The following is a 13508-nucleotide window of genomic DNA, read 5'->3' on the forward strand; positions in this document are numbered from 1 at the left end:
GAAGGTTCCCCGAAATGCCCAGCTCCGAGGACAAGCTTCGCGACTACCTGAAGCTGGTGACCGCCGACCTGCGGCGCACCCGGCAGCGGCTGGAGTCCGTCGAGGCCCGGGACGCCGAGCCGATCGCCATCGTCGGCATGTCCTGCCGGTTCCCCGGCGGCGTGCACACGCCCGAGCAGCTGTGGCAGCTGGTCTTCGACGGTGCCGACGCGATCGGCGACCTGCCGGACGACCGCGGCTGGGACGTGGGGAACCTCTACGACCCGGAGCCCGGAAAGCCGGGCAAGAGCTACGTCAGGCGCGGCGGCTTCCTCGACTCGGCCGGCGACTTCGACGCGGACCTGTTCGGCATCTCGCCGCGCGAGGCCCTGGCCATGGACCCGCAGCAGCGGCTGCTGCTCGAGTCCGCATGGGAGGCCGTCGAGCGCGCGCGGATCGACCCGGCGTCGCTGCGCGGCAGCTCGACCGGCGTCTTCGTGGGCGGCACCGACACGCACTACGGCGAGCTGGCCCGGCAGGCCGAGGAGGCCGAGGGGCACCTGCTCACCGGCGGCGCGGTCAGCGTGCTCTCCGGCCGCATCGCGTACGCGCTGGGCCTCGAGGGTCCCGCGGTCACCGTCGACACCGCCTGCTCGTCGTCGCTGGTCGCGCTGCACCTCGCGGTACGCGCGCTGCGCTCCGGTGAGTGCTCGATGGCCCTGGCCGGCGGCGTCGCCGTCATGGCGACCACCGACCTGTACGTCGAGTTCTCCCGCCAGCGCGGCCTGGCGCCGGACGGGCGGTGCAAGCCGTTCGCGGAGGGCGCCGACGGCACCGGCTGGGCCGAGGGCGTCGGCATCCTGCTCGTCGAGCGGCTCAGTGACGCCCGCCGCCTCGGCCACGAGGTCCTCGCCGTCGTCCGCGGCACCGCGGTCAACTCCGACGGCGCGAGCAGCGGCCTGACCGCCCCGAACGGCCCCTCGCAGCAGCGCGTGATCCGCGCGGCGCTGGCCAACGCGCAGGTCGCCGCCGCCGACGTGGACGTGGTCGAGGCGCACGGCACCGGCACCCAGCTGGGCGACCCGATCGAGGCGCAGGCGCTGCTCGCCACGTACGGCGCGGACCGTCCCGCGGACCGTCCGCTGCGGCTTGGCGGCATCAAATCCAACATCGGCCACCCGCAGGCCGCCGCCGGCGTCGCCGGCATCATCAAGATGATCATGGCGATGCGGCACGGCGTCATGCCGCGGACGCTGCACGCCGAGCAGCCCACGTCCGAGGTGGACTGGACCTCCGGCGCGGTGTCCCTGCTCACCGAGCGGGCGGACTGGCCGGAGCCGGACCGGCCGCGGCGGGCCGGCGTCTCCGCGTTCGGCATCAGCGGCACCAACGCACACGTCATCCTCGAGGGCGCCACCAACGAGGTGCCCGAGCCCGGCCCGGAACCCGAGGGCGTCCTGCCGTGGGTGCTCTCCGCCAGGTCGGCGGCCGGCCTGCGCGCACAGGCGGCCCGGCTCGCCGACCACGTCGAGAGCGCCGGGCCGCGCCCGGTCGACGTGGTGCGCTCGCTGCTCACCACCCGGACCCTGCTCGCCGAGCGGGCCGTGGTGCTCGCCGCCGGCCGCGACGACGCGGTCACCGCGCTGCGCGCGCTGGCCGCCGGCGAGCCCGCCGCCGCGGTCGTCACCGGCACGGCCCGGCCGGGGCGCACCGCCGCCATGTTCACCGGGCAGGGCTCGCAGCGCCTCGGCATGGGCCGCGACCTGTACGCCCGGTTCCCGGCATACCGCGCGGCCTTCGACGAGGCCGCCGCGCACCTGGACATCGACTGGGACGACCTGGACCGGACCGGCAACGCGCAGCCGGCCATCTTCGCCGTCGAGGTCGCGCTCTACCGCCTCCTCGAGTCCTTCGGCATCCGCCCGGACGTGCTGCTCGGCCACTCGGTCGGCGAGATCGCCGCGGCGCACGTCGCCGGCGTGCTGTCCCTGCCGGACGCGTGCACGCTGATCACGGCCCGCGGCCGGCTCATGCAGGCGCTGCCGGAGGGCGGCGTGATGATCGCGGTGCAGGCCGCGGAGTCGGAGATCCCGCCGGCTGAGGGCGTCTGCATCGCCGCCGTCAACGGCCCCCGGTCCGTCGTGCTCTCGGGACCCGAGGACGCCGTACAAGCTGCCGCCGCCGGTTTCGAGCGGAGCCGGCGGCTGCGGGTGAGCCACGCCTTCCACTCGTCGCTGATGGACCCGATGATGGAGGCCTTCCGGCAGGTCGTCGACGGGCTGACGCTGAACCGGCCAGCCGTGGCGCTGGTCTCCACCGTCACGGGCCGCCTCGAGAGCGAGCTGTTCACCGACCCCGCCTACTGGGTCCGGCACGTCCGCGAGACCGTCCGCTTCGCCGACGGGGTCGCCACCGCGGACGCCGGCAGCCTCATCGAGATCGGCCCCGACGCGGTGCTGTCCGCGCTGGCCGGCGGCGCCGCCACCATGCGCCGGGACACCGACGAGGTCACCACCTTCCTGGCCGCCGCCGCCGCGCTCTTCACCGAGGGCCGGCACGTCGACTGGCCGGTACCCGCCGGGCACCCGGTCGACCTGCCCACCTACGCCTTCCAGCGCAGGCGTTACTGGCCGAGGCCGGCCGGCGCCGGCGTCGGCGCGGCCGGCCTGGAGGTCGCCGACCACCCGCTGCTCGGCGCCTGCGCCGAACTGGACGGCGGCGATCTGCTGCTCACCGGCCGCTTGGCGGCCGGCTCCCAGCCCTGGCTGGCCGAGCACGCCATCCTCGGCTCGGTGCTGCTGCCGGGCACCGCCTTCGTGGAGCTGGTGCTGCGCGCCGGCGAGGAGGCCGGCTGCGACCGCATCGACGAGCTGATGCTCGCCGCGCCGCTCGTGCTGAGCGCACACGGCGGCGTCCAATTGCAGATCCGGGTCGGCGCGGCGGCCGCGGACGGCCGCCGGCCGGTCGGTGTCCGCTCCCGGCCCGAGGGGCCCGGCGGCACCTGGTCCGAGCACGCCACCGGCCACCTCGTACCTGGTGCCGGCACGCCGCCGCCCGCACCCGGGTCCTGGCCGCCGGACGGCGGCGAGCCGGTCGCGCTGGACGGCATGTACGAGCGGATGGCCGCGGCCGGCTTCGCGTACGGGCCCACCTTCCAGGGCTTGCGCGCCGCCTGGCGGCACGGCGACGACGTGTGGGCGGACGTGTCCCTGCCGGAGGGCGCCGACGCCGCCGCGTACGGCCTGCACCCCGCTCTGCTCGACGCCTGCCTGCACGTGTCGGCCTTCAACGGCCTCGACCGCGGCGTCGTCCCCTTCGCCTGGGAGGGCGTCTCCCTGTTCGCGACCGGCGCGTCCGCGGTACGCGTCCATGTCCGGCGCACCGGCGACGACCGGGTCGCGGTCGACGTCACCGACCGGGCCGGCGCCCCGGTCGCCGCGGTCCGCTCGCTCACCCTGCGCCGCGCCGCCGGCCCGGCCCGCGACGACCTGTTCGAGCCGCGGCTGACCCCGGTGCGGCTGCCCGTCGCGGACGCACCGGACGTGGACGTCGAGCACGTTCCCGAGAGCGGCGGCGACGTGGTCGCCTCGGTCCACGCGGCGACCGCCTGGGCCCTGGACCTGCTGCGGGACCGGCTCTCCGGCGACCGTCCCACCGCGGCGAGGCTGGTCGTGGTGACGCGTCCGGGTGATCTGGCGGGTGCGGCGGTGCGTGGTCTGGTGCGTTCGGCGCAGTCGGAGCATCCCGGCCGTTTCGCGCTGGTCGAGGGCGTGCCGACTGCCGCGGTGCTGGCGTCGGACGAGCCCGAGTTGGTCGTGCGCGATGGTGCGGTCTTCGCGCCGCGGCTGGCCCGCGTGTCGGGCGGCTCCCAGCCGTTCGCCTGGCCCGCCGGGGGCACCGTGCTGATCACCGGCGGCACCGGCGGTATCGGTGCGGTGATCGCCCGGCACCTGGCCGGGCTGGGCGTGACCGACCTGGTGCTGGTCAGTCGTCGCGGCGCGGACGCCCCCGGAGCGGAGGATCTTCCGGGCCGCGTCGTGGCCTGCGACGTGACCGACCGGGCCGCGGTCGACGCGTTGATCGCGGGCATTGCGGATCTGCGTGCGGTGGTGCACTCGGCCGGTGTGCTGGACGACGGGGTGATCGCGTCGTTGACGCCGGATCGTCTCGCCGCCGTGTTGCGGCCGAAGGTCGACGCCGCGTGGCACCTGCACGAGGCGACCAAGGACCTCGACCTGGACGCGTTCGTGCTGTTCTCGTCGGTCGCCGGTGTCTTCGGCGGGGCGGGGCAGGGCAGCTACGCCGCCGGCAACGTCTTCCTCGACGCGCTCGCGGAGCACCGCCACGGGCTCGGCCTGCCCGCCACGTCCCTCGCCTGGGGACCGTGGGCGCGCGACGGCGGCATGATCGGCACCCTCTCCGACGTGGACGTCGCCCGCATCGCCCGCAACGGCCTGCCCGAGCTCTCCGAGTCCGAGGGCACCGAACTGTTCGACGCCGCTCTCGCCGCCGGCCGCCCGGTGATCGCCCCGGTCCGCATCGACCTCGCCACCGTCGCGGTCGCGGGCTCCGTCCCGCCGGTGCTGCGCGACCTGATCCGTACCCGGGTCCGCCGCGCCGTGGCCGCGCCGGCCGCCGCGCCCGCCGCCCGCCTCGGCGACCTGGTGGACACGGTTCGCGCCGAGGTCGCCGCCGTCCTCGGTCACGCTGGCGCGGACGCCGTCGACCCGGGCCGGGCGTTCCAGGATCTCGGTTTCGACTCGCTCACCGCGGTCGAGCTGCGCAACCGGCTCGGCACGGTCACCGGTCTGCGGTTGTCCGCGACGGTCGTCTTCGACTACCCGTCCGTGCTGGCCCTCGCCGGGCATTTGCATGACGAGTTGCTGGGTGTCGAGCCGGTCGCCCCGGTCGTGGAGCTGTCGCGGGTGTCCGACGATCCGATCGTGATCGTCGGCATGGCCTGCCGTTTCCCCGGCGGGGTCAGCTCGCCCGAGGACCTGTGGAACCTGGTCCGCGACGGCGTGGACGCGGTCGGGGAGTTCCCCGGCGATCGCGGCTGGGATCTGGGCACGCTGTACAGCGCCGACCGTGACGTTCCCGGCACGTCCTACACCCGGCACGGCGGCTTCCTGCACGACGCCGCGCGGTTCGATCCGGACTTCTTCGGAATGAGCCCGCGCGAGGCCCTGGCCACCGACGCGCAGCAGCGCCTGCTGCTGGAGACGACGTGGGAGGCGCTCGAACGGGCCGGAATGGATCCGATCTCGCTGCGGGGCAGCCGCACCGGCGTCTTCGCCGGCGTCATGTACACCGACTACGGCAACCTGCTCACCGAGGACTCCTTCGAGGGTTTCCGCGGCAACGGCAGCGCGGCGAGCATCGCCTCGGGCCGGGTCTCGTACACCTTCGGTTTCGAGGGCCCGGCGGTCACCGTCGACACCGCCTGCTCGTCGTCGCTGGTCGCTCTGCATCTGGCGGCGCAGTCGCTACGGTCGGGCGAGAGCGCTCTGGCGATCGCCGGTGGTGTCACGGTGATGTCGACGCCACAGACCTTTGTGGAGTTCTCCCGCCAGGGTGGTCTGTCGGCGGACGGCCGGTGCAAGCCGTTCGCGGACGCCGCCGACGGGGTCGGCTGGGGCGAAGGCGTCGGCGTTCTGGTTCTCGAACGCCTCTCCGACGCGCAGGCCAACGGCCATCGGGTGCTGGCGGTGGTGCGCGGTTCGGCGGTGAATCAGGATGGTGCGTCGAACGGTTTGACCGCGCCGAACGGTCCGTCGCAGCAGCGGGTGATCCGCGCCGCGCTCGCGTCGGCCGGCCTGGCCGCGCGGGACGTGGACGTCGTGGAGGCGCACGGCACCGGTACGACGTTGGGCGATCCGATCGAGGCGCAGGCGCTGCTGGCGACCTACGGGCGGGACCGTGTCGAGCCGCTGTTGCTGGGGTCGGTGAAGTCGAACATCGGCCATGCGCAGGCCGCGGCGGGTGTCGCGGGTGTGATCAAGATGGTGATGGCGATGCGCCACGGGGTGGTGCCGCGGACGCTGCACGTGGACGCGCCGTCGTCGTTCGTGGACTGGGACGCCGGTGCGGTGTCGCTGGCCCGGGAGAACGCGGCGTGGCCGTCGTCGGAGCGGCGGCGTGCGGGTGTCTCGTCGTTCGGCATCAGCGGCACGAACGCCCACGTGATCCTCGAACAGCCCGCGGCGGTCGACGTTCCGGCTGTGGAGCATGGCGGCGAGGTCGTGCCCGTCGCCGTCTCGGCGAAGTCCGCGTCGGCGCTCACCGAGCTGATCGCCCGGGTGGACGACCTGGACGCGCACCGGGCAGACGTGGCCGCCGCGCTCGCGGACCGCTCGGCCTTCGCACACCGCATGGTCAAGGTCGGCGGTGTCACGGTGGAGGGCGTCGCCTCCGCCGGTCGCACCGCGTTCATGTTCACCGGCCAGGGCTCCCAGCGCCTCGGTATGGGCCGTGACCTGTACGAGCGGTACCCGGCATACCGTGCGGCGTTCGACGAGGCCGCCGCGCAGCTGGACATCGACTGGGATGACCTCGACCGGACCGGCAACGCACAACCGGCGATCTTCGCCGTCGAGGTGGCGCTTTATCGGCTCCTCGAATCCTGGGGGATCACCCCGGACGTGGTGTTGGGTCACTCGGTCGGTGAGATCGCCGCCGCACACGTCGCCGGTGTTTTGAGCCTCGCGGACGCCTGCGCGTTGATCGCCGCCCGTGGCCGTCTCATGCAGGCGTTGCCGGCCGGCGGGGTCATGGTCGCCGTCGAGGCGGCTGAGGACGACGTTCTGCCGTTGCTGTCAGAGGGTGTGTCGCTGGCGGCGGTGAACGGTCCGCGTGCCGTGGTCCTGTCCGGTGTCGAGGAGGCTGTCACCGCCGTGGCGGCCCGGTTCGAGCGGACCAGGCGACTCAACGTCAGCCACGCGTTCCACTCGGCGTTGATGGATCCGATGCTGGACGACTTCGCCCAGGTCGTCGTGGGTCTCGCCCTTGCCGCGCCCTCGATGCAGCTGGTTTCCAATGTGACCGGCCGGGTCGAGACCGACCTGTTCACCGACCCGGCCTACTGGGTGCGGCACGTCCGCGAGACCGTGCGGTTCGCCGACGGGGTCGCCGCGGCGGGCGCCGATCGGTTCCTGGAGGTGGGTCCGGACGCGGTGTTGTCGGCGATGGTCGGCGAGGGTGTACCGGCGACGCGCCGCGACCGGGACGAGGTCGCCACGCTGCTGACCGCGGTCGGGCGGCTATGGGTTTCCGGTCAACACGTCGACTGGGCCGTGCTGGTCGGTCCCGGCAACCGGGTCGAGCTGCCCACCTACCCGTTCCAGCACCAGCACTTCTGGCCCAGGACGCGGGCCGGCGCACCCGGCGACGTCGGCGCCGCCGGCCTCGACCGGCCAGGCCACCCGCTGCTCGGCGCCTCGGCCGAACTACCCGAGGGCGACCTGCTCTTCACCGGCCGGCTGTCCCTGCAAGCGCAGCCGTGGCTCGCGGACCACACCGTGCAGGGCGCGGTGCTGCTGCCCGGCACCGCCTTCGTCGAGCTGGCCGTCCGGGCCGGCGACGAGGTCGGCTGCGACGTGGTCGCAGACCTCACCCTCGCCGCGCCGCTGATCCTTCCTGAGCGCGGCGGCGTCCAGCTGCAAATGCTGCTGAGCGGCGCCGACCCGGCCCGGCGCGCCTTCACCGTCCGCTCACGCCCCGAGGGTGCGATCGCCTGGACCGACCACGCCTCCGGCACCCTCGCCGTCGGCGCCCGCGCCGCCGACTTCGACGCCGCCGTGTGGCCGCCCCCGGGCGCCACGCCGCTCGACGTCGACGGCCTCTACGACACCCTCGCCGCCGCGGGCCTCGGCTACGGCCCCGCGTTCCAGGGCCTGAGCGGCGTCTGGCGCGCCGGCGACCACCTGTACGCCGAGGCCGAGCTGCCGGTCGACGCGGAGAACTACGCGCTGCACCCGGCCCTGTTCGACGCGAGCCTGCACGCCCTGGCCCTCGGCGACGGAGTCCAGCGCGCCGCCGTCCCGTTCGCCTGGCAGGGCGTCGCCCTGCACGCGACCGGCGCCTCCGCGGTCAGGGTCCGCCTGACCCGCGACGGCGACACCGTGGCGATCGCAATCGCCGACCCGGCGGGCAACCCGGTCGCCACCGTGGACTCCCTCGCCGTGCGGCCCGTGCGGCCCGCCGCCGCCGACCCGCTCCACCGCGTCGACTACGTGCCGGTGCGGCTGCCCGAGCACGCACCGGAATCGAGCGCCACGGTCACCGCGCTGAGCGAGCTGACCGACGTCCCCGCCGTCGTGGTCACCCACATCGGCACGGACGGCGACGCCGCCACCGCCACCCACGCCGCCACCGCGCACACGCTGGCCCTGCTCCAGGAGTGGCTGGTCGACGACCGCTTCGCGGCGTCGAAGCTGGTCGTGGTGACGCGTCCGGGTGATCTGGCGGGTGCGGCGGTGCGTGGTCTGGTGCGCTCGGCGCAGTCGGAGCATCCCGGCCGTTTCGCCCTGGTGGAGGGCGTGCCGACTCCCGCGGTGCTGGCGTCCGACGAACCCGAGCTGGTCGTGCGCGATGGTGAGGTCTTGGCGCCGCGGCTGGCCCGCGCCGTAGCCGGCATCGAGCCGTTCGTCTGGCCTGCCGAGGGCACGGTTCTGATCACCGGCGGCACCGGTGGCCTGGGCGCGGTGGTCGCCCGGCATCTGGCCGCGCAGGGTGTCACCGATCTGGTGCTGGTCAGCCGTCGTGGCCCGGAGACGCCCGGCGCCGATGGGCTGCCGGGCCGGGTCGTCGCGTGTGACGTGACCGACCGGGCGGCGGTGGACGCGTTGATCGCGGGCATTGCGGATCTGCGTGCGGTGGTGCACTCGGCCGGTGTCCTGGACGACGGGGTCATCGAGTCGCTGACGCCTGGGCGGGTCGAGGCGGTGCTGCGGCCCAAGGTCGACGCCGCGTGGCACCTGCACGAGGCGACCAAGGACCTCGACCTGGACGCGTTCGTGCTGTTCTCGTCGGTCGCCGGAGTCCTCGGCGCGCCGGGGCAGGGCAACTACGCCGCCGGTAACGCGTTCCTGGACGCCCTCGCGCGGCATCGCCACGCCCTGGGCCTGCCCGCCACGTCCATCGCCTGGGGACCGTGGGCGCAGGGCATGACCGGCACGCTCACCCAGGCCGACGCCGAACGCATCGCCCGCTCCGGCCTCCCGGAGCTGACCACTGCGCAGGGCACCACGATGCTCGACGCCGCGCTGGCCGCGGCCGGACCCGCGTACGTCGCCGCCCGCCTCGACCTGGCCGCCATGCGGGCACACGGCGAGGTTCCCGCGCTCCTGAGCGGGCTGGTCCGCAGCCGGATCCGCCGCACCGGCGCGGCCACCGGCGCCACCGCGCAGGACCTCGCCCGGCGGCTCGCCGGCCGGCCGGACACCGAGCGGCGGGAGCTGCTGCTGGACCTGGTCCGCACCCAGGTCGCACAGGTCCTCGGCCACGCCGGCGCGGACGCCGTCGACCCGGGCCGGGCGTTCCAGGATCTCGGTTTCGACTCGCTCACCGCGGTCGAGCTGCGCAACCGGCTCGGCACGGTCACCGGGCTGCGGTTGTCCGCCACCGTCGTCTTCGACTACCCGTCCGTGCTGGCCCTCGCCGGGCACCTGCGTGACGAACTGCTGGGTGTCGAGCCGGTCGCCCCGGTCGTGGAGCTGTCGCGGGTGTCCGACGATCCGATCGTGATCGTCGGCATGGCCTGCCGTTTCCCCGGCGGGGTCAGCTCGCCCGAGGACCTGTGGAACCTGGTCCGCGACGGCGTGGACGCGGTCGGGGAGTTCCCCGCGGACCGCGGCTGGGACGTGGACGGTCTCTACAGCGCGGACCGTGATGCGCCGGGCACGTCGTATACCCGGCACGGCGGTTTTCTGCACGGCGCCGCGGAGTTCGATCCGGACTTCTTCGGGATGAGCCCGCGCGAGGCCCTGACGACGGACGCCCAGCAGCGCCTGCTGCTGGAGACCACCTGGGAGGCGCTCGAACGGGCCGGCATCGATCCGTCTTCGTTGCGTGGATCGCCGACGGGCGTGTTCGCCGGCGTCATGTACAACGACTACGCGAGCCTGCTTGGCGGCGGACAGTTCGAGGGAAATCAGGGCAGCGGCAGCGCGGGCAGCATCGCCTCGGGCCGGGTCTCCTACACCTTCGGTTTCGAGGGTCCGGCGGTCACCGTCGACACGGCGTGCTCATCGTCGCTGGTGGCCCTGCATCTGGCGGCCCAATCGCTGCGGTCGGGCGAGTGTGGTCTGGCGATCGCCGGTGGTGTCACGGTGATGTCGACGCCACAGACCTTTGTGGAGTTCTCCCGCCAGGGTGGTCTGTCGCCCGACGGCCGGTGCAAGCCGTTCGCGGACGCCGCCGACGGGGTCGGCTGGGCCGAGGGCGTCGGCGTCCTGGTCCTCGAACGCCTCTCCGACGCCGTGCGCAAGGGCCACCAAGTCGTTGCGGTGCTGCGTGGCTCGGCGGTGAATCAGGACGGTGCGTCGAACGGGCTGACCGCGCCGAACGGCCCGTCGCAGCAGCGGGTGATCCGCGCCGCGCTGGCCAATGCCGGTCTCACCGCCGATCAGATCGACGTGGTGGAGGCGCACGGCACCGGCACCACCCTTGGTGATCCGATCGAGGCGCAGGCGCTCTTGGCGACCTACGGCCAGGATCGTGTCGAGCCGCTGCTGCTGGGGTCGGTGAAGTCGAACATCGGGCACACCCAGGCCGCCGCCGGTGTCGCCGGCGTGATCAAGATGGTGATGGCGATGCGCCACGGGGTGGTGCCGCGGACGCTGCACGTGGACGCGCCGTCGTCGTTCGTGGACTGGGACGCCGGTGCGGTGTCGCTGGCCCGGGAGAACGCGGCGTGGCCGTCGTCGGAGCGGCGGCGCGCGGGTGTCTCGTCGTTCGGCATCAGCGGCACCAACGCCCACGTCATCATCGAACAGCCCGCCGCGGTCGACGTTCCGGCCGTCGAGCACGGCGGCGAGATCGTGCCCCTCGCGGTCTCGGCGAAGTCCGAGGATGCCCTCCGGGCCCAACTGGCCCTGCTCGCCACCATCGACGCCGACCCGCACGACATCGGCTGGTCGCTGGCCACCACCCGCGCGGAGTTCCCGCACCGCGCGGTCCGCATCGGCGACCACCTGGTGCAAGGCGCCGCCCGCGGCGGCCGCACCGCGTTCATGTTCACCGGCCAGGGTTCCCAGCGTCTCGGGATGGGCCGTGACCTGTACGAGCGTTTCCCGGTTTACCGTGCGGCGTTCGATGAGGTGGCCGCGCGTCTGGACATCGACTGGGAGGACTTGGACCGGACCGGTAACGCACAACCGGCGATCTTCGCGGTCGAGGTGGCGCTCTTCCGGTTGCTGGAGTCCTGGGGTGTCACCCCGGATGTGGTGTTGGGTCACTCGGTCGGTGAGATCGCTGCCGCCCACGTTGCCGGTGTTTTGAGCCTCGCGGATGCGTGCGCGTTGATCGCGGCCCGTGGTCGTCTGATGCAGGCGTTGCCGGCGGGCGGGGTGATGGTCGCGGTGGAGGCGGCCGAGTCGGAGGTCGTGGTGCCGGTGGGTGTCTCGATCGCGGCGGTGAACGGTCCGCGTGCTGTGGTGTTGTCCGGTCCGGAGGAGGCGGTGCTGGCCTGTGCGGCTGGTTTCGGTCGGAGTCGGCGGTTGACGGTCAGTCATGCTTTCCACTCGGCGTTGATGGATCCGATGCTGGATGATTTCGCCCAGGTGGTGTCGGGTCTGGCGTTGCACCCGCCGGTGGTTTCGTTGGTCTCCAACGTGACCGGCCGGGTCGAGTCGGAGTTGTTCACCGATCCGGCGTACTGGGTGCGGCACGTCCGCGAGACCGTGCGGTTCGCCGACGGCATCGCCGCCGCCACCGCCGACCGGTTCATCGAGATCGGCCCCGACGCGGTGCTGTCCGCGATGGCCGGCGGCGTCCCCACCATGCGACGCGACCGCGACGAGATCACCACCCTGCTCACCGCGGTGGGCACCGCCTTCACGCAGGGCCAGCCGGTCGACTGGGCCGCCGTCATCGGCCGCGGCAACCGGATCGACCTGCCCACCTACCCGTTCCAGCGGCAGCGGTTCTGGCCCGCACCGCTCGCCGCCTCCGCCGGAGACCTCGGCGCCGCCGGCCTCGGCGAGATCGCACACCCCCTGCTCGGCGCGGCCGTGTACCTGCCCGACGACGGCGGCCTGATCACCACCGGACGCCTCTGCGTACAGGCACAGCCGTGGCTGGCCGACCACACCGTCCACGGCTCCGTGCTGGTGCCCGGCACCGCCCTGGTCGAGCTCGCGCTGCGGGCCGGCGCCGAGGCCGGCACGCCCGTGATCGAGGAGCTGACCCTCGCCGCCCCGCTCGTGCTGCCGGCCACCGGCACCGTGCAGGTCCAGGTCAGCGTCGGCCCGGACGACGACGGCCGCCGCACCGTCACCGTCCACTCCAGCCACGACGGCGGATGGACCCGGCACGCGCAGGGCTTCCTGACCGGGCACGCACCCGCCGCCCCGCACGACCTCACCGAATGGCCGCCGCCCGGCGCCGAACCCCTGCCGGTGGACGACGCCTACGCCACCTTCCGGGAACACGGCTACTCGTACGGGCCCGCCTTCCAGGGCCTGCGCGCCGCCTGGCGGGTCGGCGACGACCTGTACGCCGAGGTGACGCTGCCCGACCGGGAACTGCCCGACGCCGGCCGCTTCGGCATCCACCCCGCCCTGCTCGACGCCGGCCTGCACGCCGTGATCCTGGGCAGCGGCGAGCGCCAGACGATGATCCCGTTCGCCTGGAACGACGTGGTCCTGCACGCGGAGGGCGCGTCCGCGGTCCGCGTCCGCCTGACCAGGCCCGGCGGCGACGCCACCACCATCGAGGTCGCCGACACCGGCGGTCGCCCGGTGCTGTCGGTGCGCCGGATGACCGGCCGCCCCGTCTCCGCGCAGCAGCTCGCCGTCACCGCGGACGCGCCGCTGTACGCGATCGAGTGGCGCCCGGCCACGACGGTCGGCGCCCCGATCCGGTCGGTGGTGCACGAGTGCGTGACGCCGGAGGGTGACGTGCCGTCGGCGGTCCGCGCGCTGACCCACGAGGTCCTCGCGGTCGTCCAGCGGCACCTGGCGTCCGACGCCGCCGAGCGTCTCGTCATCGTGACCCGTGACGCGGTGCTCTCCGACGCTCTCGACGTGGCGCAGGCGCCGGTGTGGGGCCTGGTTCGCGCCGCCCAGGCGGAACATCCCGGCCGGATCGTGTTGGTCGACAGTGACGGCAGCGTCGCGGTGGAGACCGTGGACGAGCCGGAGTTCGCGGTCCGCGGCGGTCAGATTCTGGTGCCGCGCCTGGTCCGCGCCGAGCCGACGGCCGAGGCGCCGGTTCTCGACCCGGAGGGCACGGTCCTGATCACCGGCGGCACCGGCGGGATCGGCGCGGTCGTCGCCCGCCACCTGGCCGCCGGTGATGTTCGCCGGCTG

General features: G+C 74.0%; 1 protein-coding gene. It reads left to right on the plus strand.

Translation table 11 applies throughout. The features are described 5' to 3' along the window. Window positions 1-14 precede the first annotated feature (14 nt). The coding region (locus AB0B58_RS40810) for an SDR family NAD(P)-dependent oxidoreductase (protein ID WP_360236242.1) at window positions 15-13508 on the plus strand (13494 nt) is incomplete at its 3' end.

It is taken from the genome of Actinoplanes sp. NPDC049118, from assembly GCF_040648555.1.
Classification (GTDB): domain Bacteria; phylum Actinomycetota; class Actinomycetes; order Mycobacteriales; family Micromonosporaceae; genus Actinoplanes.